The organism is Sphingopyxis yananensis, from assembly GCF_020687785.1.
Lineage (GTDB): Bacteria > Pseudomonadota > Alphaproteobacteria > Sphingomonadales > Sphingomonadaceae > Sphingopyxis > Sphingopyxis yananensis.
Genome location: NZ_JAJEWI010000008.1, coordinates 439,517 through 462,431, shown reverse-complemented (window position 1 = coordinate 462,431; position 22,915 = coordinate 439,517). Strand labels below are relative to the sequence as shown.

Here is a 22,915-nt window from a genome sequence, read left to right as displayed (position 1 = left end):
AGCGGCTTAGGCCCAAGGTGGGCAGTGAAGCCCTTTGGGGCTGAGGGTGAAAATCTCGCACCCAGTTTCGGTGATGCCGATGCTATGTTCAAATTGCGCGGTCAACGTCCGGTCTTTGGTTACAGCAGTCCAACCGTCGCCCAAGATTTTCACTTGCGGCTTGCCGATGTTAATCATCGGTTCGATGGTGAAGAACATGCCGGGGCGCAGTTCTGGACCCGTGCCTGCCTTGCCCGCATGAACCACCTCTGGCGCGTCATGGAATAATTGGCCCAGCCCATGGCCGCAAAAATCGCGGACCACCGAATAGCGATGCTTTTCCGCATATTTTTGAATAGCGTTGCTGATATCACCAATGGTGTTGCCGGGCTTGGCTTGTTCAATGCCCAGCATCAAACATTCATAGGTGACCTCTACCAAACGGCGTGCCTTGATCGGGGCTTCGCCCACCACATACATACGGCTGGTGTCACCGTGCCAACCGTCCAGCCAGCTGGTGACGTCGACATTGATGATATCGCCGTCCTTCAAAGGCTTGTCATCAGGGATGCCGTGGCAGATCACATGATTGATGCTGGTGCAGCAGCTGTGGGTAAAGCCGCGATAGCCCAAGGTCGCAGGAACCGCGCCGCCGTCCAGCAACATGGTGCAGACCAGTTCGTCAATCGCCGCCGTGGTGACACCCGGCTGAATGAAGCTGACCAGCGCGTCCAAAATCTCGGCAGACAAGCGGCCCGCCTTGCGCATACCCGCAAAGCCCGACTCGTCGTGCAATTTGATGGTGCCGTCACGAACACGGCTGGGGGTTGCCGCATCGGCGGCGGTCACGGAAACATATTGATACATGCTGGCATCATAGCCCCAGATCACCAAAAAAGCGAGGGGGCAGCGACAAGCTGCGCGTTTTGACATCATGCCGCCACCAGCCCGACTTTGCAGCGGAAGAGGGCGGATAAAGAATGCCGCACAACAGAACGCCGCCAAAACCCGTGCGGCTTTGGCGGCGTTTTTTGTTGGGTATCAGCGGGCGGTTAATCCTCGACAGATTTTTCCGCTTTGTTTTTCGCTTTGCCCTTGGGGGGCTTGGGCGCGGCAGGCGTGATTTCAAAGGCAAGCGGATTGCCAATATTGGCGTCGTCGCCTTCTTTCATTTTCACCTTGACCTCACCGCCGTTGACCAATTTGCCGAACAGCAATTCCTCGGCCAGCGGTTGCTTGATCTTTTCTTGAATCAAGCGGCTCATCGGGCGGGCGCCATAAAGCTTGTCATAGCCTTTGGCGGTCAGCCATTTGCGCGCGCCCTCGTCCAGATCAATGTGAACGCCGCGATCTGCCAATTGCAGTTCCAATTGCAGGATGAACTTGTCCACTACCCGCGCCACCACATCAGGCGGCAGATAGCTGAAGGGTACAATGGCATCCAAACGGTTGCGGAATTCGGGGGTGAACATGCGCTTCACCGCTTCTTCCTGCACATCTTCGCGGGTTTGTTGGCCAAAGCCAATCGACTCGCGTGCCATGTCGCTGGCCCCCGCATTGGTGGTCATGATCAACACCACATTGCGGAAATCGACGGTCTTGCCATGATGGTCGGTCAAACGGCCATTATCCATCACTTGCAGCAATATGTTGAACAGGTCCGGATGGGCCTTTTCAATTTCATCGAGCAGCAAGACGCAATGTGGGTTTTGATCAATGGCATCGGTCAGCAAACCGCCCTGATCATAGCCGACATAGCCCGGAGGCGCACCGATCAGGCGGCTGACCGAGTGGCGTTCCATATATTCCGACATGTCAAAGCGTTGCAGCGGAATACCAAGCAAGCTGGCCAATTGCTTGGCCACTTCAGTTTTGCCAACGCCGGTGGGGCCGGAAAACAGATAGTTACCAATGGGCTTTTCGGCATCACGCAGGCCAGCACGGCTCAATTTGATAGCGCTGGCCAGCACCTCAATGGCGGTATTCTGGCCGAACACCACGCGCTTCAGGTCGGTTTCCAGCGTTTCCAAAACTTTCTTATCGTCGCTGGACACAGATTTGGGCGGGATGCGCGCCATGGTCGCGATCACCGCCTCAATATCTTTGGCAGTGATGGTTTTACGGCGCTTGGATGGCGGCACCAACATTTGCATCGCGCCCACTTCGTCGATCACGTCAATCGCCTTGTCGGGCAATTTGCGATCATTGATATAGCGAGCGGACAAGTCCACGGCGGCGTTAATCGCGTCGCTGGTATATTTAACGCCATGATGCGTTTCAAACGCCTCGCGCAGGCCGGCCAAGATTTTCTTGGTGTCTTCCAACGTCGGTTCGACCACATCAATTTTCTGGAACCGGCGCAGCAAAGCGCGGTCCTTTTCAAAATGATTGCGGAATTCCTTGTAGGTCGTCGAACCGATGCAGCGAATGGCACCGCCGGACAAGGCGGGTTTGAGCAGGTTGGACGCATCCATCGCGCCGCCGCTGGTCGCACCAGCGCCGATGACGGTGTGAATCTCGTCGATGAACAGCACCGCTTCGGGCATTTGTTCCAATTCGGACACCACCTGCTTCAGCCGTTCTTCAAAGTCGCCGCGATAACGGGTGCCCGCCAACAATGCGCCCATGTCGAGCGAATAGATGACGGCGTTCAACAGCACCTCTGGCACATCGCCTTCGATGATTTTGCGGGCCAAGCCTTCGGCAATGGCAGTTTTACCAACACCGGGGTCGCCGACATAAAGCGGGTTGTTTTTGGAACGGCGGCACAGGATTTGAATCGTCCGCTCTACCTCTGCCGTGCGGCCAATCAGCGGGTCGACTTTGCCCTTTTTAGCCTTTTCGTTCAGGTTGACCGTGAACTGGTCCAGCGCGGTTTCTTTTTTGTTTTTGGCGCTGTCTTTGTCCTTGGCTTCTTCCTTTTCCTCTGGCTCGGCTTGGATGGACGGTTTGCCGCCCTTGCCAATGCCGTGGGACAGATAGGATACCACGTCCAGACGGTTCAAATCCTGTTGTTGCAGGAAATAAACGGCATAGGATTCCCGTTCGGAAAATAGGGCGACCAAGACATTGCCGCCCGTCACTTCGTCTTTGCCAGACGATTGGACATGCAAAATGGCGCGTTGGACAACGCGTTGAAACCCGCTGGTGGGGCTGGGGTCGCTATGTCCCTCGACTTTCAGGCTGTCGAGTTCGGTGTCCAGATATTTGACCACCATCGATTGCAATTCGGACAAGGACGCGCCGCAAGCGCGCATCACTTCGGCCGCATGTTGATCGTCGATCAAGGCGAACAGCAAATGTTCCAGCGTCGCATATTCATGCGAACGCTCCGACGCGGCCTTCAGGGCGTTGTGCAGGGTCTTTTCGAGGGATTCCGAAAAGGACGGCATGGGCGATCTCCATTAGCGGGACCCATCGGGGAGAGGGGCCCCCTTAGATGGATAAGGTGGCGATGCACCGCGGGGACCGCAAGGGAAAAACAAATCTGAACTGTAATATTCTTGCAATCCATGGCGTGGCAGCGCGTGCCAAGCCCTTTGGCGTGCTTGTTTGTCTGGCTGCGGACGTGAAAAGGGCCTGCTTGCGGGTTGCAAACAGGCCCTGATTTCAACGACTCGGCCCTGATCTTGGGTTAGGGCGTGTCGGGTGGGGCGATCACCAATGGCCGCGGGGGTTTCGGATGGTCAGGGGCATGGCCTTGACGATCACAACCGCGCAATTGGTGTCACGCCCGCTGTCTTAGATGACGCCCAGCGAACGCATGGCTTCGGCCACGCGCACAAAGCCTGCGATATTCGCGCCGACAACATAATTGCCTGGCGAGGAATATTCCTCGGCCGTCGCCGCGCAATTGTCGTGAATGCCTTGCATAATCTTGGCCAAGCGTTCTTCGGTTTGTTGGAACGACCAGCTGTCACGCGATGCGTTTTGCTGCATTTCCAAGGCCGATGTCGACACGCCGCCAGCATTGGCCGCCTTGCCCGGTGCGAACAGGATGTTTGCGCCTTGGAACAATTGCACGGCTTCCGGGGTCGATGGCATGTTGGCGCCTTCGCCCACCGCAATCACGCCGTTCTTAATCAGCGTGCGCGCATCCTTGGCGGTCAATTCATTCTGTGTGGCGCAGGGCAAAGCGATGTCGCAAGCCACATCCCAGATCGAGCCGCCCTCAACATAATGGGCACCCTTGCCTTCACCCTTCAGGCGAACATATTCCGAAACGCGGTCGCGCCGTACTTCTTTGACTTCGCGCAGCAAGGCCAAATCAATACCCTGTTCGTCGACCACATAGCCCGCCGAGTCGGAGCAAGCGACAACCGTGCCGCCAAATTGCTGGACCTTTTCGATGGCGTAAACGGCGACGTTGCCGCTGCCCGAAACTACGACTTTCTTGCCTTCAAAGCTGGTGTTGAGCGCGCTGGCCTTCAGCATATTTTCCACAAAATATACCAAGCCATAGCCGGTCGCTTCGGTGCGCGCGCGCGAACCGCCATAGACCAAGCCCTTGCCGGTCAACACGCCCGCTTCATAGCGGTTGGTCAGGCGCTTATATTGGCCAAACATATAGCCAATTTCGCGTCCGCCCACGCCGATGTCGCCAGCCGGAACGTCGGTATATTCGCCAATGTGACGATAAAGTTCGGTCATGAACGCTTGGCAGAAGCGCATGATTTCACCGTCCGAACGGCCGCGTGGGTTAAAGTCCGACCCGCCCTTGCCGCCGCCAATGGGCATACCGGTCAGGGCGTTTTTGAAAATCTGTTCAAAGCCCAGAAACTTGATGATGCCGAGATTGACCGAAGGGTGGAAACGCAGGCCGCCCTTATAGGGGCCAAGCGCCGAGTTAAATTGGACGCGGAAACCACGGTTGATTTGGACTTGACCGCTGTCGTCCACCCAAGGCACGCGGAAGATGATTTGACGTTCGGGCTCGCAAATACGCTCGATCAACGCATGGTCGGCATAATCTGGATTTTTGGCGACAACGCGGCCTAGGCTTTCCAGCACTTCGCGCACGGCTTGGTGAAATTCGGCTTCACCTGCGTTGCGACGAAGCACTTCTTCCAGCACAGGCTGGAGTTTCTCGTCAATGTGACTCACATGTTCCTCCTGCTGCAGTTTTCTGCTTTTGTGGGGGGCCTGTGAACCAAGGGATGGAATGTTGCAATATATTATGGGTAAGTTGTAACTTTATATCATCGATTAATTGTTTTTTCTGATCATTCTCGGCCATCAGCCCATGGTTTTGGCGTGGCGAAAACGGCCATTGGGCTATATTTTATACCAGAGGGTGCCAGCATGATGCTGCGCGGGCGCGGCGCGGCATTTGATAGCCCGCCGATTTTTGATGCTGCTACACTTCCCATATCCGAAGCGCATTGGGCGGCGACAGCGAGCCCACTATATTGATTTGCGAAACAGAGCCTCGGCATCGGCTTTGACATGGTCTGCGCGGGCGAGTTGGTTTTGCGTCCGCTCAATTTCTGCTTGCAGATGCGCAATACGCTGGGTCAATTCAGAAACGGAGAGCGGCTCGAGGGGTTGGAGAATAAGCGCTTGCAGCACATCATTTTTGAGCCGAGGCAAGTCGTCATCCATAGCGATCCTCACACATAAAATGGGCCTATATTCATGCTGCGACGGTGACATCTGTCAAGTCCATGTGCGCGGGTGGTTGACCCGTGACACACCTCTGTCAATAAATGCACATATTGGGGCGAAAATTCAGGTTTAGGGTAGGTCTATGACACAGATGATGAATGCGATTGCGATTCAGGCGGCCGGTGGGCCGGAAAATCTGGTGGTCGAGGATCGCCCTATTCCCAGCCTTGGTGTCGGTGAAGTTTTGATCAAAGTCGCGGCCGCTGGGGTTAATCGGCCTGATGTTTTGCAGCGCATGGGCCATTATCCGCCGCCCGCTGGCGTGACAGATATTCCGGGGTTGGAAGTATCTGGCACCATTGTCGGGGTGGGGGATGGCGTGGAGGCCAGCCTGATTGGGCGCGATGTTTGCGCTTTGGTGGCGGGCGGCGGCTATGCGGAATATTGCGCCGCGCCGGTGGGCAGTTGCTTGCCGGTGCCCGACGGTTTTTCGATGGAACAGGCCGCCGCTTTGCCAGAAACCATCTTCACCGTGTGGCATAATCTCTTTGAGCGAGGCTATGTTGCCGAAGGGGAAACCGCACTGATCCATGGCGGCACCAGCGGCATTGGCACCACCGCCATTGGCTTGTGCAAACTATTTGGTGTGCGCGTGATTGTGACCTGTGGCAGCGATGAAAAATGTGCGGCGGTGCGGGCCTTGGGCGCAGATTTGGCGATTAATTATCGCAACGAAGATTATGTTGAGGCGGTCAAAGCCTTTACGGATGGGGCGGGCGCTAATGTGATTTTGGATATGGTGGGCGGCGATTATGTGCCGCGCAACTTGGCTTGCTTGGCCGAAGAAGGACGCCATGTCACCATCGCCTTTCAACGTGGGGCAAAGGCCGAAATCAATATTTCGCAATTGATGATCCGCCGCCAAACCATGACGGGGTCGACGCTGCGCGCCCGCAGCGCGGAATTTAAGGCAGGGCTGGCCCAAGAAATTGAAGCCATGGTCTGGCCGAAATTGGAAGCGGGGGAATGGGCCCCCGCGATGGATCGGATTTTCGCTTATACCGACGCCCCCGCCGCGCATCGTCATATGCAAGACGGTGCGCATGTAGGCAAAATCATCCTGTCCTTTGCGTCATAAATTGGCTATATAAATTGAGCTAGACGACTGTGCGGCGCGAGACCGAATGCCAGTCGCGGGCGTGGCGTCGTGGGAATGCTGTCGGCGGCGGGGTGAAAGAAAATAGCAGAAAACGCTTCGGAAATTGCATAAGCCTTGCCGGACAGCCCAAGACGGTATAAGTAATCCGCAAAGATTGGCCGCTCCGCAAGGGGCGGCCCTTATTATTTGCGCTCTGGAGATTGCCGTCATGGCCAATGCCAATCCTACGCCGTTGATGCCCCATGCGACCGCTTCGTGGATGGTCGACAACACGGGTCTGACTTTCGCTCAGATCGCGGATTTCTGTGGAATTCACGTTCTGGAAGTGCAGGCCATTGCGGACGAAACCGCCGCAACCCGTTATACGGGCCGTGACCCTGTGCGCGCCAATGAACTGTCGTTGGCTGAAATTGAAAAGGGTCAAAACGACCCCGAATATCGCGTCAAAATGACGGTCACCGCCCAAGACACCAGCCGCCGGACCAAGGGCCCGCGTTATACGCCGGTCAGCAAGCGTCAGGACAAGCCCGATGGCATCGCTTGGATTGTCAAAAACCATCCCGAAGTGTCGGACGGCGCAATTGGCAAGTTGATCGGCACGACGCGCACCACCATTGGCGCTATTCGTGATCGCACCCACTGGAACAGCGCGAATATAGTTCCCAAGGACCCTGTGACCTTGGGCCTGTGCTCGCAGCGCGAATTGGACGCCATTGTGTCCAAGGCTGCCAAGAAAGCTGGCATTGACGCACCCATCGACAGCCGTTTGGAAGGCGACCGTGAAGCGTTTCTGGAGGAACTGCGGGCGCAGCGCGCAGCGGCTTCGGCTTCGGCGGCGGACGAACTGGCTGAATTGTTCAAAGGCAAAGAATAATTGGCTGGGCGCGTCCCGCAGGATGATGATATTCCGGTGACCAGCAGGTCGCCGGACGCATCCTTGACGCAGGACGACAGCTTTTTGGCCACATCGCGGGCGGGGCTTGTCTATCCGTGGGGTGATGCTGGGCCAGTGGGCGGCCAAACTATCGCCATTGCGCCCGGCATAAGATGGGCGCGTGTTCCGATGCCCGGTTCGCTGGGCCATGTGAACACATGGTTGCTGGACGACCATAACGATTTCGCCATTGTCGACACCGGTTTATGCCTGCGTTTATGCTCTGACGGCTGGAAAGCCTTGATGGCGGAAGATTTGGCGGGTCAGCAGGCCAGCCGCATTATTTGCACCCATTTGCACCCCGACCATATTGGTCTGGCTGGTTGGCTGGCCAAAAAATATGACGCCAAAATCTGGATGACACGCGGTGAAATGCTGACCGCGCGCATGTTGTTGGGTGATATGGCCGAAGCCGTGCCCGACGAAGTGATCATGCAGTGGCGGTCGGCCGGTTGGTCCACCGAGCAGGTCGACCAAGCGAAAAAGGCCGGATGGCGGCGGTTTCAAGCCAGCGTATATCCCTTGCCGCGTGGCTATGTGCGAATGGTTGACGGCGATGTTCTGGACATGGGCCAACATCAATGGCGCGTCGTCACCGGGTCTGGGCACAGCCCCGAACATGCCTGTTTGTGGAATGAGAAACAGGGCGTGCTGGTGTCCGGCGATCAAGTGTTACCGCGCATCAGTTCCAATGTGTCCGTGTCGGTGCAAGAACCGGACGCGGACCCGCTTGGGGAATGGCTGGATTCCATCGACAAATTGCTGAACGTCATTCCGGCGGATGTTATCACCTGTCCCGCCCATGGCGAACCGTTTAAAGGTCTGCATGTGCGGTTGCGGGCGCTGCGCGATGAACATCGGATGCGTCTTTATAATTTGGCCGAAGCCATTGCGGACAAGCCGATGCGCGCCGTCGACAGCTTTTCTTATTTGTTCAACCGAACTATCACCGATGAACATTTGGGTTTGGCGACCGGCGAAGCCTTGGCCCATTTGAAGCGGCTGGAGGTTGAGGGGCGCGTGCGCCGCGAAATGGCCGACGATGTGTGTTGGTATCACCCCGCAACATAGGGAGATTAGCGGGGGGGATTAGCGGCGCTGTTTCAGCAAATAGAGCGACATGGCGTTCATCGCCGTATAAATGCCATAAAAGAATAGCGCGCTGCTGCTGCGCGTAGACCATGACAGCGCAGCGACCAAAAACAAAAATTCCAAAATATAAGTGCTATAGGGGCCAAGATGACGTTGAAAGCCCTGAACAGCTTGCTGCATCAGCGGGTCTTTGCTGTCCACCATAGCGCGGTTCATCGCAAAATTGACGACGCCCGCCAGAAAAATGAGGACAATGATCGCATTCATGCGTGGGTGTTGGCCGACTGGGGGTGGAAATTCCAGCTATTTTTCTGTTAGGCTTGGTTTGCATGATCCAATGCACAGCGAATCCTTCCTTCCCCTTTTGCTGCCCCCCTCTTGCGGATGGTGCCGGAAAGTGACGATTATGAATTTAAGGCTGGCTGTGGCCACCCTGCCGTTGATGATTGCGGCGCCTGCCATGGCGGCGCTGCCAGACCCAGTTCGCGCGATGTTGGATGCCGCGGCGGCGCGGGGACAAGCGTCCGATTTGGATATGGTCGCCAGTCTGGCCCGCATGACCAATCCCGAAGATGTCGCGGAAATTGACGAATTGCTGGCTTATCATCTGGCGCATTTGCAAACCCCGCCCGAACAAGAATTGCCGCCGCCGCCAGTCGAACCGATACCGGAACCCGAACCGGAACCCGCCCGTGCTTTGTTGGAAACCGCGATGAAGGGCGGCAAAGACAATGAGGTGGAGGCGATTGGAAAGCTGGCGAAAACCGCATATCCTGCCGAGGCGGAAACCTATGATGCCATGCTGGCGCGCTATCGCACGCGCCGCACGGCTGAAAAAGCCAAGGCTGCGCTGGATGCGCGGCGCAAATTGGCTGAAGCGCGTTTGTGGCAAAATTGGAAGGGCGAGGGGCAAATTGGTGCCAATATTGCCACTGGCAATAATGACACGCGTGGATTTAGCGCGGGACTGTCTTTGGCGCGTCAGGGGCTGGATTGGACAGCCAAATTGCGAGCAAAAACCGATTATCAGCGCACCAATGATGTGACATCGGTGGAACGATATTTGGTGGAAGCAGAGCCGCAATATCAACTGAATGAGCGGACCTTTGGCTATGGTCTGGTTCGCTGGGAAAAAGACGAGATTTTGGGTTTTGACCAACGTCTGAACATTTCCGGCGGTTTGGGGTATAAGCTGATCAACGAAGACGCCCTGACGCTCAGCCTGAAGGGCGGGCCGGCGTGGCGGCAAACAGATTTGATCACCGGATTGACGGAAAAGGAAATAACCGGCCTCGCGGGGTTGGACTTTGCGTGGCAAATGACGCCGACCCTGAAACTGACCCAAATTGCATCAACGGTGGTGGGCGCCGCCAACAGCCAAACTAGCGCGCAGACGGCTTTAAATGCCAAGCTGAGCGGCGCCTTGTCGGCCCGCATTGCCTATTCGGCAGAACTGGCGAGCAACCCGCCGCCTGGCGTGAAGAGTTTGGATACGCTGACCCGTTTAACGCTGGTTTATGGTTTCTAGGTACAAACGATATTGGATATAAAAAAGGGCCGCAGCATGACGTCATGCTGCAGCCCTTTTTGTGTCAGGCAAAAGGCTTAGCTGCGTTCCAGCAGGCCTTCTTCTTGGATGCGCTTTTGCCAGATTTTCGGCGCGTTAACGTGCACATTTTGGCCTTCGCTGTCGACGGCCACGGTCACGGGGAAGTCCTGCACCTCAAATTCGTAAATGGCTTCCATGCCCAGATCGTGGAAGCCCACAACCTTGCTTTCCTTAATGGCGCGCGACACCAAATAAGCGGCGCCGCCAACCGCCATCAAATAGGCGCTCTTGTGCTTCGCAATGGCGTTGGTGGCCGCAGGGCCGCGTTCGGCCTTGCCGACGCAGGCCAGCAGGCCTTGGTCCAGCATCATGTCCATGAACTTGTCCATGCGCGTTGCGGTGGTCGGGCCAGCAGGGCCGACGATTTCTTCGCCAACAGGGTCAACGGGTCCGACATAATAAATGACGCGGCCTTTGAAATCTACGGGCAGTTCTTCGCCTTTGGCGAGCATGTCAGCAATGCGCTTGTGCGCGGCATCGCGGCCCGTCAGCATCTTGCCGTTCAGCAAGATGCGGTCGCCTTGTTTCCAGCTTGCCACCACTTCGGGGGTTAGTTCATCCAGATTGACGCGCTTGGCCGCGCTGTCGGGTGCCCAGTCGATCTTGGGGAAATCGGCCAATACGGGCGGTTCCAAGAAAGCGGGGCCGCTGCCGTCCAGCGTCACATGGGCGTGACGGGTGGCGGCGCAGTTGGGGATCATGGCGACAGGCTTGGATGCCGCATGGGTCGGCCAATCGTTGATCTTGATATCCAGCACGGTGGCGAGGCCCCCAAGGCCTTGTGCACCGATGCCCAGCGCATTGACCTTTTCATACAGCTCGATACGCAATTCTTCGATCGGGCTGGATGGGCCGCGTGCCAGCAGCTCGGTCATGTCGATGGGGTCCATCAGCGATTGCTTGGCCAGCAACATCGCCTTTTCGGCGGTGCCGCCAATACCGATGCCCAGCATACCGGGGGGGCACCAGCCAGCGCCCATTTGGGGAACCATTTCGAGCACCCAATCGACGATGCTATCGCTGGGGTTCATCATCTTGAATTTCGATTTATTTTCGCTGCCGCCGCCCTTGGCTGCGACATCAATTTGCACCTTATTGCCGGGGACCATTTCGACGTTCAGCACCGAAGGTGTGTTGTCCTTGGTGTTGACGCGGCTGAACGCTGGGTCGGCCAGAATCGAGGCCCGCAGCTTGTTTTCGGGGTGCAAATAGGCACGGCGAACGCCTTCGTCGACAACCTGTTGCAGGCTGCGCGGGCTGTCGAGGCGGCAGTCCATGCCCCATTTGATGAACACGGTAACGATGCCGGTGTCTTGGCAGATCGGGCGGTGCCCTTCGGCGCACATCCGGCTGTTGGACAAAATCTGCGCCATCGCATCTTTGGCGGCTGGCGATACTTCACGCTCATAGGCCGCGCCAAGCGCACGGATATAATCCATGGGGTGAAAATAGCTGATATATTGCAGTGCGTCGGCGACGGTTTCGATCAGATCGTCTTCGCGGATGATCACGGTGTTCATATGGGTGCAGCCCTTCTTCCCGTTGGTTCGGAATCTGGGCCTCCCTAGACCGCAAAGCCGCAGGGGGAAAGAGGCTATGGCCGCTGTCGATAGGGTTGATCGATTGTATCGATTACCGCTTTATTGGCATTTGGAACATTTTCCGCGCACTTCGATGATCGGTCGTTCCGGGAAAAATCCCGTCGCTTCGGCGGCAGCGCGCACGTCGTGGGACAAGCGATCATTGTCGATATGCACCGCCTGACCACATTGGTCGCAGATTAAAAAGATGCAGTCGTGGAAACAGCCGGGGTGGCTATTGGCAACAAAGGCATTGGCGCTTTCGACCCGCCGGACAAGATTCTTGGATACGAACAGGTCCAAAATGCGATAGACGCTGTTAGGGGCTACACGCTTTCCGCGTTTTTGGGACACAATATCGGCAATGTCATAGGCGCTGGCTGGTTTACCAATTTCGGCCACGGCGTCGAAAATTTGGGCGCGCATGTCGGTCCAAGCTTCGCCTGCTTTTTCCATAACAAGCCGTGCTTCCGCCGCCAAGGATTCGCCGCCCGCCTCGATATGGTGGTGGTGATTGGCGTGGCTGTGTCCGTGCTGCGTCATATGCTCCCTCTGGATCAAACGGGGAAGTCCCGCGATGGTGTTTGACCGATGTAGGGGGTTCCGCGAAAAGCCGCAAGCGACAGCCACTATACGGCACGAGCGATGATGTGGGGTTCCAGCGGCGAAGGGGCTTGGGGCGTGTTGCTTAAGCGGTGCGGCGGCGAGCGCGGCGATTGAGTTCATGCCCGACCGCAACAAAGCTAAGGCCGATAATCGTCGCCGTCACTTCGCGGTAATCATGCGGCAAAGTCAGGGCATAGGCCATGATGGCAAGCCCCGTGCTGCCGACCGCAACAGGTGTCAGGCTGCGGTGCTTGCGCGCACCCGTAACCAAAACGGCAAGGCCCAAAATAATGGCCAAAATCAAGCCGACTTCGTGAAAAGCAGGATTTAATAAGGCGGTGCTGGCCGACAACATGGATGCTAAAATGAAACCGCTGGCAATGCAGTGCAGAACGCACAAGCCAGACAGCCAAATGGCCAAACGATCGCCGCCGCCGTTCACAAAACGGTTGCCTAGCGCGCGCAAAGTCCAGCGCGACGAACGCGCAGGCTCTTGAGCAGGGCCGAGGGCAGAGGGCAAATCATTCTCCATAGGATGTGCGCGCCAGTCTATGGCATGATTCATCCAAGGATACAATATAACATTGCAGCTTTATGATATTTAAATGGGTGCTGCGACTTTTGTCGGCTTTCCGCGGCACAGGGATTTCCGTGTGTGATATTCGGTTGTTATGCCCTGATCTTAAGCGGTTGGCGTTGTGTGGGGCGGGGCTGGCGGGATGCCGCCCGCCATCAAAAATAACGGCAGGATGCGCGAGAAAACATCGCGCATCGCATCATACGGTTGGTTCAACATGTCGCGGATATAGGGGCCAAGCAGGGCATCCCCAAAGGCGGCAATCGCCATCATGGTGACGGCGGATTGCACCTGGGCATCGCTTTGTTCGTCGGCGTCTTGGCCGCCAATGGCTTTGACCAAAGACACGACAGCGGCGCGTACCGGTTCCAAATGTTGCACATCGCCGGACAAGATGATCCAGGCCGCCAGCGGTCCGGCCCCGCCTTTGTCAAAGGCATCAAAGACCATGTCGGTGACGGTGCGCGGGGCGGCAGCATCACTTTTCAGCAAGGTTACGACATCATTCAGCGCGACCGTTAGATCGTTGATCATGGATTCCATCAGGGCGGCTTGCAACTGAGCCGCCGAGCCGAAATGGTGCAGGACATTCGCGTGGCTCATGCCAATAGCTTTGCCGATTTTGGCCAATGTCACCTCGGCGGGGCCGCCCTGCAACAGCAATTGCCGCGCCGCCGCCAGCCCTTCTTCGCGCACTTCGCTGCCCAAGCGTTTGCGTCTTTTCGGCTTCACAACGGCTGGCTTAAACATATCATCGTCCTGTCTTCGCGCGCGGCCTATATCGCCACTGCCGCCCCGGTTGCCCAATGTCGATCATGATTCCCCGTCATGATGACTGGGGTGTTCACAATAGTTGGATCCATCACTTTCGACCAATCACTAGGGCGTTGCTGCGCAAAATCTAGTCGTCATTCCATTGTGTCGCCCCCAATAGGCGTTTCGGGTAAAGCAATTGTGATAGAAAATCGCAAGCCCAAGACGATGAACTTATAACGCAATGCTCATGAAAACACCGCGGAGACCTAGACATTTTCTTCGGCGCGTAGGGCCTTACGGTCCAGCTTTCCAATCATTGTTTTGGGCAGTTCGGCCCGAATGGACACGCCGACCACCCGTTCATGCTTGCCAAGCCGCGCGTTCACCCATTCGGTCAAGTCGCTTTCGGTGGCATGGGAATTTGGTTCTAATGTCACGAATATTTTGGGCGCTTCCCCGCGATACGGGTCTGGTACGCCCAGCGCGATGGCTTCTTTAATGGCGGGATGTTCATAGATGACCGCTTCGATCACGCTGGGATAGACTTTGAATCCACCGACCGAGATCATGTCCTTGATGCGGTCGACGATGCGAAGATAGCCGTCGGCATCAATCACCGCGACGTCGCCGGTGCGCAGCCAACCGTCGGGGGTAAAGCTGTCTAGGTCGGCGTCGGGACGGTTCCAATAGCCCTGCATGATTTGCGGCCCTTTGACGACCAGTTCACCGGGTTCGCCAGCGGGCGCGTCCTTGGTGCAATCGCTTTTATCCACCAGTCGCACATGCGTGGCGGGGATGGGCTGTCCGATGGTGCCCGCTTTGACGGGGCCATCATATGGATTGACGGAGACCACGCCCGAACTTTCGGTCAAGCCATAGCCTTCCACCAAGGAGGCCCCTGTGCGGGCGATGAATTTTTCGCGAAGTTCAGCCGCCATGGGCGCGCCGCCAGAAATACAAATGCGCAAAGAGGAAAAGTCGGTGTGTGCTGCTGCGGGGTGGTCGAGCAAGGCTTGGTACATGGTCGGCACACCGGGCAGGGCGGTGGAGCGATATTTGTTCAGCGCCGCCAAGGCCTGTCCCGCATCAAAGCGCGGCAACATAGTGATCGTTCCGCCTTTTAAGACCGTGCGGTTCAGAACGCAGGTGTTCGCAAAGACATGGAAGAAGGGCAGGACACCCAAAATCCGATCCTCTTCCAATGGGTCGGGGTCGATCGCGTGAACTTGCCGTGCATTGGCGGACAGATTTTGGTGCGTCAGCATCGCCCCCTTGGGCAGGCCGGTGGTGCCGCCGGTATATTGGATCAGGGCGATGTCGCGTTCTGGGTCAATGGAAACGGGGGCAGGACTGCCATCATTGTCGATCAAGGTTGAAAAGCGAATGATGCGCGGATCATTCGGGATCTTCGTGACTTCGGATTGTTTGAACAGGCGGTAAAGGAAGGATTTTGTGGGAGGCAACGCCCCTGCGATGGACCCGACGACCAGCCGTTTCAAGCTCGATTGATCCAGCACTTTCAGCGCGGTCGGCAGCAAGGCTTGGGCGCTGACGGTGACGAGCGTGTCGGTTCCGCTGTCTTCGACTTGGGCGGCGAGTTCGGCGACGGTATAAAGCGGTGAGAAGTTGACCACCGTCGCCCCCGCCAGCATCGCACCATAATAGGCGGCGACATAATGGGGGACGTTGGGCAGAAACAGGCCGACACGGCAATCTTTGCCGATGCCCAATTGCTGGAGCCCCTTGGCGAATTGTCGCACGGCTTCGCCCACCTCGTGATAGCTATAATCACGGCCCATGAATTGCAGCATGACTTGGTCGGGCGCGGTATTGATGCTGTTTTGCAGCATGTCGGGCAGGCTGAGCGGCTGGAAAATCTGGTCCCATTTTGTGGGGTGTTGATAAGATTGTGTCCAATCAAACAGCTTTTCCATCTGCCTACCCATCCTATATTGTTCGTTTTTATATTTTGACATTATGGTAAATATGGCCGCCCTGCAAGTAGGGTGTGCGATGATGTCTTCTTATACTTCGTTGCTGGCCAGCCATTATTGTGACGGCGTTGCTGCCCCGTCTTTTGCAGCGCCCATGATGCTGAATTCTATTTAGAAATAGACGCAAAAATAAAGCTTTGATGAAATCATAATGGCCTGACAGCCTTGAAAATCGCCTGTGGATAAGTCGGAAATTGGCGGCGCGCTGGGCTATTGAACGGCGGCATTTGCTGTTAGGCTGGGGGTCTGGCGCGGTGATGATGTGCGCGATATCGAAATAGGGTATAAATTCAGATTATGGCGGTCATGAAACTGGGCAGCGATACGCCGCCTTTTGTTCTGTTGGATGATGTGCGCCGTCACGGGGCGGTTCCAGCGCGCCTATTTTCGGACCCGATCATGGTGCATCAGGCTTGGACCGCTGCCGAGGTCGCTGGAGTGCTGGACGGCATCGAACAGGCGCAGCGTGACGGTTATTATGTTGCGGGCTATCTGCATTATGAAGCGGGCAAGGGGCTGGATTCCGCATGGCGCGGGGCGGATGGCGTCGACAGCGCGGATGGTGCGCGGCCCGATGCGCCGCCCCATACGCCTTTGGCGTGGTTCGGTGTCTTTCGCACGATTGAGCTGATCAATGTGGACGATGTGGCGGCGCGCTTGCCTGATGCCGATGGCGCATGGGTGGGTCAGCCGCAACCCCATATGGCACGAGCCGATTATCTGAGCGCGATTGATCAATTGCTGGCCTATATTAAGGCAGGCGATATTTATCAGGCCAATTACACCTTTCAGGCGGATGTCCCTTATTGCGGGGACCCGCTGGCCGTTTATGCGCGCCTGCGCCGCACCGCCCGCGCTGGCTATGGTGGCTTTATCTGGACGGGGAAACAGGCGGTTGCGTCTTTGTCGCCCGAACTGTTTTTCTCTTTGCGGGCGGGGCAGGTTATGGCGCGTCCGATGAAGGGCACGGCCCCGCGCTTGCAGGACGAAGCGGCGGATAAGCGGGCTGCCGAGCAGTTGAAAAGCGACCCCAAGCAGCGCGCCGAAAATTTGATGATCGTCGATTTGATTCGCAACGACCTGTCGCGCGTGGCTGCGGCCGGAACAGTGCGCGTGCCCGACCTGTTTCGTGTCGAAACTTTTCCGACAATTCACCAATTGGTGTCGGATGTGACGGCGCATTTGCCGGACGGCGTTGGGGCGGTGGATGTGCTGCGCGCGGCTTTTCCTTGTGGGTCGATAACGGGCGCACCCAAAATTCGGGCCATGGAGATTATCGACGCGTTGGAACAGGGGCAACGCGGCCTTTACACGGGGTCCATCGGCTTTTTGGAACCCAGCGGCGACGCGGCCTTTAATGTTGCTATCAGAACGCTAGTTTTTCCCCATGGGCAGCGCCAGCAAGATGGGGCAGCCTATGCAAGCATGGGTCTGGGGTCCGGTATTGTGGCGGACAGCAAGGGCGAGGATGAGTGGCGAGAATGTTTGGCCAAGGGGGATTTTGTGACGGCGGCTGGCGAAAATTTTGATTTGTTGGAAACCATGTCCTTTGACCCTGTCGAAGGCTTGGTGCGGTTGGACCGTCATCTGTCGCGCTTGGCCACCAGCGCCGAAGAATTAGGCTTTCGCTTTAACCGCCATGACGCCCGCAACCGATTGCAGGCGGCGACGTTCCGCACGCAAACACAGGCGCGGGTGCGGATGCGCTTGGGCCGCAGTGGTGCTTTGGCCGTGGAAGTAACACCCTTTCCGCGCTTGTCGGACGTGCCGTTGACCATCGCTTTATGTGACGCGCCGATGGCGGCAGAGGATTTTCGTTTGCGCCACAAAACCAGCCTGCGAAACGCCTATGACCAAGCGCGCATCGCCAGCGGCGCGGCAGAGGTGCTGTTTGTCGATGCCCATGGCTTTGTGACAGAGGGCAGCTTTACCAATGTCTTTGTCGAGCGTGATGGACAGTTGCTGACGCCGCCTTTGGAACAGGGCTTGCTGGCGGGGGTGCTGCGCGCTGAATTGCTGGCGAACGGGCGGGCGCGCGAATCATCGCTGCGAGTCCGTGATTTGCAAGATGGGTTTTTCATCGGCAATTCCATGCGGGGGCTGATTCCGGCACGGTTGGAACCTATATTGGATTGAAAATAGGGATGCATCGAGCATTCGTCCGTATCTTTTTGCCCGAAGGCCCCGCGTGGGCGAGAAAACTGGCGCATGGGGCGATGCTGTGCTTGCGAAATATGATGGGACGTTCTAGGCGCGTTTGCGCAATATTCTGATGATCATGGATCATCTTTATTGCCGATTATCCGCATTTCTGAGGAACGCCCCATCATGTCGCTGAAGCCGCATACGTCCGCCTCTTTGAACCGCATTCAGCCGTCGGCCACTTTGGCTATGACCGCGCGTGTGACCAAACTCAAAGCTGAGGGCGTCGACGTTATTGGATTGAGCGCGGGCGAGCCGGATTTCGATACCCCCGATTTCGTCAAGGACGCGATGATCGAAGCCATTCGCGCTGGCCAAACCAAATATACGCTGGTCGACGGCACCGTCGCTTTGAAGGAAGCGATCCGCGCCAAGTTCAAGCGCGACAATGGTCTGGATTATGCTTTGGACCAGATCACCGTCAATGTCGGCGGCAAGCATACATTGTTCAACGCCTTGGTCGCGACCGTGGATGCGGGCGACGAAGTGATCATCCCTGCGCCATATTGGGTTAGCTATCCCGACATCGTGGAATTTTGCGGTGGTAAGCCAGTGTTCGTTGCAGCATCGGCGGCCCAGAATTACAAGATCACACCGGAACAATTGGACGCGGCGATCACGCCAGCGACCCGTTGGATCATCTTTAATTCGCCATCCAACCCATCGGGCGCGGCCTATGCCCCCGAAGAATTGGACGCGATTGGCGAAGTCGTTCGCAAGCACCCGCATGTGATGGTGATGTGCGACGATATGTATGAACATGTCTGGTACGCCGATTTCAAATTTTCGACCCTGGCAGAGCGTTGCCCAGATCTGACCGACCGTATTTTGACGGTGAACGGTTGTTCCAAGGCTTATTCGATGACCGGACTGCGCATTGGTTTTGCGGGTGGTCCGGCTTGGTTGATCAAGGCGATTGGCAAGCTGCAATCGCAGTCGACGTCCAACCCTTGCTCTATCGCTCAGGCTGCGGCCACCGCTGCGCTGACTGGTCCACAACAATTTTTGGAAGAGCGTAACGCTGCCTTCAAAAAGCGCCGCGACATGGTTGTGGCGATGCTGAACGATGCGCCGGGCCTGAACTGCCCCGTGCCGGATGGTGCTTTTTATGTTTATCCCGACGCCAGCGGCTGCATGGGCAAGAAGACGCCAGAAGGAAAGCTGATCGAAACCGACGAAGATTTGATCGACTATTTCTTGGACAGCGCCCGCGTCGCGGCGGTTCCGGGGACGGCCTTTGGTTTGGCCCCCGCTTTCCGCATCAGCTATGCGACATCGGAAGCCGTGCTCAAGGAAGCCTGCCTGCGCATTCAAAAGGCTTGCGCGGCGCTGGTTTAAGTTTTCTACAACATCGCCTGTCATTCTGCCAGTCCGCGAATAGCGTGGACTGGCAGGGCATAGCGAGCGGGGCGGCCTTGGATCAGGATATTTCTGAACAATGGCCAAGTTTATGGTTCATTTCCAGCTAAGCCGCGCACGCTTAATCGCCTGAACATGGTGCCAGATCTGGCACCATCTTATCGGCCATGAGCAAGCGGTGCTTCCCTTGCTTCGCTCGTTGCTTGGGTTTTTTGACGTTACGAACGGTTTACTGATGCGTGCTCTTTTCTCTTCGGATTGGTTTTTGCCCATGATGGGCGGCTTTGCCATCGGCGGCCTATTTGTCTTTGGTACCAATCCGCTTTTTGCGACCTTATTCTGATCACCCGAAATTCTGAACATTCAGTGCGCTGCTGATTCCGAAAAGCGCTTTTGTTTCCGAAAATATGGCCCAAACGCCTTGCGCCTTTGTTGGGGTGGTTGCATGACAAGGATGCTGCTTGTCGCAGGAACGGAATCATCTGCCGCAAAGCTATGGCGATCAGGCCCGTGCTGGCAAATGAAGAGGATCAGCGGTCGGGTTCGCCGTCAAAGGGATTTTGACAGAGGGAAATTGGGTTCACATGAGGATTAAGGGCAGCAGTCAACCACTGCTCGCTGTTGCAACGATCGCCGTTATTCTTGGTGGATGCGTCAGCAGCGCGGCAATTGTCCCTCCGGCAAGGGAGGCGCAGTCCCACCATCCTGTTCGCAGCCATATACCCGCACCAACGCCGCATGATCATGCGGATGCCCGTCGGCCAGCCTCTACTCCGCCCGTCGACCCAGGGTTTCGTCGTCCGCCTGCTGGACTGGATGAACGCATCGGCGCGTTGTGGACCGCCTTTCCGGGCAAGGCTGGCATCGCGGTGCAGCGCATCGACGGAGAATGGACTTTGTCGCGGCGCGGGGACGATTTATTTCCCCAACAAAGCGTATCCAAATTATGGGTGACGCTCAGCGTGCTGGACGCCGTGGACCGTGGCCGGTTGCGGATGGATCAACCGGTGCAGATCACGCCCAATGATTTGACATTATTTTATCAACCCCTTGCGGCGCGTGTGCGGGCGCAGGGCAGCGTGACGATGACCGTGCGCGAACTGATTGAAATGGCGATTACCGGCAGCGATAATAGCGCCAACGATAGCCTGTTGCGGACAGTGGGTGGCCCAGAATCGGTTCGGGCGTTTATTGCCAACAAGGGTTTGGGGGCCATTCGTTTTGGTCCGGGTGAACGGCTGCTGCAATCGCGCATTGCGGGCGTGTCATGGCAACAAAATATGTCGGTTGGCCGTAATTTTGAGGCTGCTCGTTCAGCTTTGCCAATGGATGTGCGCCGGGAAGCCATGAATCGCTATCTGGCAGATCCCATGGATGGGGCCAGTCCACTGGCGACGGTGCGGGCATTAACCCGTTTGGCGCGCGGTAACCTGTTGTCGCCAGAATCGACGCAATATATTCTCAGCGTCATGGAGCGTACGAAAAGCGGTCCTCAGCGTCTGAAAGCGGGTTTTCCCGCGGGGTGGCGTTTTGGCCACAAGACCGGAACGGGCCAGAATTTTGGCGGTTTTACCGCTGGCTATAATGATATTGGTATTGGCACGGCGCCGGACGGCACACGCTATGCCTTTGCTGTTTATTTGGGTCAGACGACGTCCCCGATCCCCGATCGTATGGCCTTGATGCAGGCGGTATCGCGCACGACCGCAGAATATCACGGGCGATAAGCGCGATTGGGGGCGTTTCCCTAGCATATGGCCCGCTGCTTAGCGGCGGGCCGACAAGCAATTTTGTTACGGTTCAACTCTTTGGCGGCGCAACTTGTTGTGCGCAGGGGTGGGGCGCTGCTGTCAAAATTTTCTATTTTTTCTGCGTGATGATCATGGCCATAGGACCAGTCTATATGGCCCAAAACATGGGTTTGAGCGACGTTTTTATTGTTAAAAATGACACTTAAGTTTATGTTTTATATTCAAATAAAATTTTCTTTACGCAGGTGCAGCAAAATGCAGTCATCATATGGTGATTGGTGATATAGGGTGCAGGAGCAAAAGTCGCGTGACCCAAGGGGTAGCCTTGGCAGCTAAGTTGTGCTTAGGCGACCGCGATTATTTTCGTCAGACAGAGTCGAAAGGCCGGGGTAGAGTTTATGAACATCCACGAGTATCAAGCTAAAGAACTGCTTGCGAAATATGGCGTTGCCGTGCCCGCAGGTATTGCTGCACTCACCGTTGAAGAAGCCGTTGCGGCTGCCAAGCAGCTTCCCGGACCGCTTTATGTCGTCAAGGCCCAGATCCATGCTGGTGGCCGCGGCAAGGGCAAGTTCAAGGAATTAGGCCCAGACGCAAAGGGCGGTGTTCGTCTTGCCAAGTCGTTGGAAGAAGTCGAAGCCCATGCCAAGGAAATGCTGGGCAACACGCTGGTCACCATTCAAACCGGCGAAGCTGGCAAGCAGGTCAACCGTCTGTACATCACCGATGGTGTTGATATCGGCAGCGAATTTTATCTGGCTCTGCTGGTCGACCGCGCAACCAGCCGCGTGGCGATTGTTGCGTCGACCGAAGGCGGTATGGACATCGAAGACGTGGCGCACAACACGCCCGAAAAGATCCACACTTTCACCGTTGATCCTGCAACGGGCCTCCAGCCGCACCATGGCCGCTCGGTCGCCAGCGCACTCGGCCTCAAGGGCGACCTCGCCAAGCAAGCTTCGAAAATTCTGTCGGGTCTTTATGCCGCGTTCCTCGGCACCGATGCAGAGCAAATTGAAATCAACCCGCTGGCTGTTTGCCCAACCGCAGAAGGCGACAAGCTGTTCGTTTTGGACGCCAAGGTGGCCTTCGACGGCAACGCCATGTTCCGCCACAAGGATTTGGCCGAACTGCGCGATCTGACCGAAGAAGATCCCGCCGAAGTTGAAGCTAGCGAATATGATCTGGCTTACATCAAGCTGGACGGCAACATCGGCTGCATGGTGAACGGCGCTGGTCTGGCCATGGCCACCATGGACATCATCAAGCTGAACGGCGCATTCCCTGCCAACTTCCTGGACGTTGGTGGCGGCGCTACCAAGGAAAAGGTAACGGCTGCGTTCAAGATCATTCTGAAGGACCCCGCCGTTGAAGGCATCCTCGTGAATATCTTTGGTGGTATCATGAAGTGCGACATCATCGCAGACGGTATCGTTGCCGCTGCGAAGGAAGTGAACCTGTCGGTTCCTTTGGTTGTCCGTCTGGAAGGCACCAACGTACAAGAAGGTAAGGACATCCTTGCCAACAGCGGTCTGCCCATCGTTCCAGCGAATGATTTGGGTGACGCTGCCAAGAAAATTGTTGCCGAAGTTGCAAACAAGGCTGCATAATTAACTGATTCAAGGCCCTTTCTCTCAGTTTCGGCTGAGGGGGAGGGCTTTGTTATTGGATTGACGTTTACGTAAACGCCAATTATGGCGCGATGCATGATTT

General features: G+C 56.5%; 18 protein-coding genes. 8 read left to right on the top strand and 10 right to left on the bottom strand.

Annotated features, from left to right (window positions below):
- Window positions 1–6: 6 nt before the first annotated feature.
- The 4 genes from map to LKO31_RS10350 all read right to left on the bottom strand — a co-directional run bounded on the left by map (window position 7) and on the right by LKO31_RS10350 (window position 5,580).
- Window positions 7–846 (bottom strand): type I methionyl aminopeptidase, encoded by an 840-nt coding sequence (map, locus tag LKO31_RS10365; RefSeq protein ID WP_227690438.1) that lies wholly within the window; start codon window positions 844–846, stop codon window positions 7–9.
- A gap of 185 nt (window positions 847–1,031) precedes the next feature.
- On the bottom strand, window positions 1,032–3,371 hold the full coding sequence (clpA, locus tag LKO31_RS10360) for an ATP-dependent Clp protease ATP-binding subunit ClpA (protein ID WP_227690437.1): 2,340 nt from the start codon (window positions 3,369–3,371) through the stop codon (window positions 1,032–1,034).
- A gap of 349 nt (window positions 3,372–3,720) precedes the next feature.
- The gene (gene gdhA, locus LKO31_RS10355) at window positions 3,721–5,082 is read right to left on the bottom strand and encodes an NADP-specific glutamate dehydrogenase (RefSeq protein WP_227690435.1); all 1,362 of its coding nucleotides are present in this window, start codon (window positions 5,080–5,082) and stop codon (window positions 3,721–3,723) included.
- 300 nt (window positions 5,083–5,382) lie between these two features.
- Entirely contained in the window at window positions 5,383–5,580 is a 198-nt protein-coding gene (locus LKO31_RS10350; protein ID WP_227690433.1) for a DUF1192 domain-containing protein, read from the bottom strand.
- 145 nt (window positions 5,581–5,725) lie between these two features.
- On the opposite strand from LKO31_RS10350, the gene LKO31_RS10345 reads away from it, so the two are divergent.
- The 3 genes from LKO31_RS10345 to LKO31_RS10335 all read left to right on the top strand — a co-directional run bounded on the left by LKO31_RS10345 (window position 5,726) and on the right by LKO31_RS10335 (window position 8,747).
- Window positions 5,726–6,721 carry an NAD(P)H-quinone oxidoreductase gene (locus tag LKO31_RS10345; protein WP_227690432.1) on the top strand — a complete coding sequence of 332 codons (996 nt, stop codon included), beginning with the start codon at window positions 5,726–5,728 and terminating at the stop codon, window positions 6,719–6,721.
- Between the two features lie 229 nt (window positions 6,722–6,950).
- Complete coding sequence (locus LKO31_RS10340) at window positions 6,951–7,616, top strand: cell cycle transcriptional regulator TrcR (RefSeq protein ID WP_407699271.1); 666 nt, start codon at window positions 6,951–6,953, stop codon at window positions 7,614–7,616.
- A complete protein-coding gene (locus LKO31_RS10335) occupies window positions 7,617–8,747 on the top strand; it encodes an MBL fold metallo-hydrolase (RefSeq protein ID WP_227690430.1) in 1,131 nt (376 codons plus the stop codon).
- Between the two features lie 18 nt (window positions 8,748–8,765).
- On the opposite strand, the gene LKO31_RS10330 is transcribed toward LKO31_RS10335, so the two are convergent.
- Window positions 8,766–9,035 (bottom strand): hypothetical protein, encoded by a 270-nt coding sequence (locus LKO31_RS10330; protein WP_227690429.1) that lies wholly within the window; start codon window positions 9,033–9,035, stop codon window positions 8,766–8,768.
- 139 nt (window positions 9,036–9,174) lie between these two features.
- Between LKO31_RS10330 and LKO31_RS10325 the strand changes: the two genes are divergently transcribed.
- Entirely contained in the window at window positions 9,175–10,296 is a 1,122-nt protein-coding gene (locus LKO31_RS10325) for a DUF481 domain-containing protein (protein WP_227690426.1), read from the top strand.
- A gap of 77 nt (window positions 10,297–10,373) precedes the next feature.
- Here the strand turns inward: LKO31_RS10325 and LKO31_RS10320 are convergent, their stop codons facing one another.
- From LKO31_RS10320 to LKO31_RS10300, 5 genes are all read right to left on the bottom strand, one after another.
- A complete protein-coding gene (locus tag LKO31_RS10320) occupies window positions 10,374–11,897 on the bottom strand; it encodes a fumarate hydratase (protein ID WP_227690424.1) in 1,524 nt (507 codons plus the stop codon).
- Window positions 11,898–12,017: 120 nt separating this feature from the next.
- Window positions 12,018–12,500, bottom strand: coding sequence for a Fur family transcriptional regulator (locus LKO31_RS10315; RefSeq protein ID WP_227690422.1), 483 nt, complete (start codon window positions 12,498–12,500; stop codon window positions 12,018–12,020).
- A 145-nt stretch (window positions 12,501–12,645) separates the two neighbouring features.
- Complete coding sequence (locus LKO31_RS10310; RefSeq protein WP_227690420.1) at window positions 12,646–13,095, bottom strand: MerC domain-containing protein; 450 nt, start codon at window positions 13,093–13,095, stop codon at window positions 12,646–12,648.
- Window positions 13,096–13,245: 150 nt separating this feature from the next.
- The gene (locus tag LKO31_RS10305; protein ID WP_227690417.1) at window positions 13,246–13,890 is read right to left on the bottom strand and encodes a TetR/AcrR family transcriptional regulator; all 645 of its coding nucleotides are present in this window, start codon (window positions 13,888–13,890) and stop codon (window positions 13,246–13,248) included.
- Between the two features lie 272 nt (window positions 13,891–14,162).
- Complete coding sequence (locus tag LKO31_RS10300; RefSeq protein WP_227690415.1) at window positions 14,163–15,830, bottom strand: long-chain-fatty-acid--CoA ligase; 1,668 nt, start codon at window positions 15,828–15,830, stop codon at window positions 14,163–14,165.
- A 357-nt stretch (window positions 15,831–16,187) separates the two neighbouring features.
- Between LKO31_RS10300 and pabB the strand changes: the two genes are divergently transcribed.
- From pabB to sucC, 4 genes are all read left to right on the top strand, one after another.
- Window positions 16,188–18,026 (top strand): aminodeoxychorismate synthase component I, encoded by a 1,839-nt coding sequence (gene pabB, locus LKO31_RS10295; protein ID WP_227690413.1) that lies wholly within the window; start codon window positions 16,188–16,190, stop codon window positions 18,024–18,026.
- Window positions 18,027–18,218: 192 nt separating this feature from the next.
- The gene (locus LKO31_RS10290) at window positions 18,219–19,430 is read left to right on the top strand and encodes a pyridoxal phosphate-dependent aminotransferase (RefSeq protein WP_227690411.1); all 1,212 of its coding nucleotides are present in this window, start codon (window positions 18,219–18,221) and stop codon (window positions 19,428–19,430) included.
- Window positions 19,431–20,035: 605 nt separating this feature from the next.
- Window positions 20,036–21,178 (top strand): serine hydrolase, encoded by a 1,143-nt coding sequence (locus LKO31_RS10285; protein ID WP_227690410.1) that lies wholly within the window; start codon window positions 20,036–20,038, stop codon window positions 21,176–21,178.
- Between the two features lie 422 nt (window positions 21,179–21,600).
- Window positions 21,601–22,812: an ADP-forming succinate--CoA ligase subunit beta gene (gene sucC, locus LKO31_RS10280; RefSeq protein WP_227690408.1), complete on the top strand. Its 1,212-nt coding sequence runs from the start codon at window positions 21,601–21,603 to the stop codon at window positions 22,810–22,812.
- The last annotated feature ends 103 nt before the right edge of the window (window positions 22,813–22,915 follow it).

Excerpts from the sequence above, each read along its gene's own strand:
- map (WP_227690438.1), bottom strand. The coding sequence starts at position 846 with ATGTATCAATATGTTTCCGTGACCGCCGCCGATGCGGCAACCCCCAGC.
- clpA (WP_227690437.1), bottom strand. The coding sequence starts at position 3,371 with ATGCCGTCCTTTTCGGAATCCCTCGAAAAGACCCTGCACAACGCCCTG.
- LKO31_RS10350 (WP_227690433.1), bottom strand. The coding sequence starts at position 5,580 with ATGGATGACGACTTGCCTCGGCTCAAAAATGATGTGCTGCAAGCGCTT.
- LKO31_RS10345 (WP_227690432.1), top strand. The coding sequence starts at position 5,726 with ATGACACAGATGATGAATGCGATTGCGATTCAGGCGGCCGGTGGGCCG.
- LKO31_RS10340 (WP_407699271.1), top strand. The coding sequence starts at position 6,951 with ATGGCCAATGCCAATCCTACGCCGTTGATGCCCCATGCGACCGCTTCG.
- LKO31_RS10330 (WP_227690429.1), bottom strand. The coding sequence starts at position 9,035 with ATGAATGCGATCATTGTCCTCATTTTTCTGGCGGGCGTCGTCAATTTT.
- LKO31_RS10325 (WP_227690426.1), top strand. The coding sequence starts at position 9,175 with ATGAATTTAAGGCTGGCTGTGGCCACCCTGCCGTTGATGATTGCGGCG.
- LKO31_RS10320 (WP_227690424.1), bottom strand. The coding sequence starts at position 11,897 with ATGAACACCGTGATCATCCGCGAAGACGATCTGATCGAAACCGTCGCC.
- LKO31_RS10315 (WP_227690422.1), bottom strand. The coding sequence starts at position 12,500 with ATGACGCAGCACGGACACAGCCACGCCAATCACCACCACCATATCGAG.
- LKO31_RS10310 (WP_227690420.1), bottom strand. The coding sequence starts at position 13,095 with ATGGAGAATGATTTGCCCTCTGCCCTCGGCCCTGCTCAAGAGCCTGCG.
- LKO31_RS10305 (WP_227690417.1), bottom strand. The coding sequence starts at position 13,890 with ATGTTTAAGCCAGCCGTTGTGAAGCCGAAAAGACGCAAACGCTTGGGC.
- LKO31_RS10300 (WP_227690415.1), bottom strand. The coding sequence starts at position 15,830 with ATGGAAAAGCTGTTTGATTGGACACAATCTTATCAACACCCCACAAAA.
- pabB (WP_227690413.1), top strand. The coding sequence starts at position 16,188 with ATGGCGGTCATGAAACTGGGCAGCGATACGCCGCCTTTTGTTCTGTTG.
- LKO31_RS10290 (WP_227690411.1), top strand. The coding sequence starts at position 18,219 with ATGTCGCTGAAGCCGCATACGTCCGCCTCTTTGAACCGCATTCAGCCG.
- LKO31_RS10285 (WP_227690410.1), top strand. The coding sequence starts at position 20,036 with ATGAGGATTAAGGGCAGCAGTCAACCACTGCTCGCTGTTGCAACGATC.
- sucC (WP_227690408.1), top strand. The coding sequence starts at position 21,601 with ATGAACATCCACGAGTATCAAGCTAAAGAACTGCTTGCGAAATATGGC.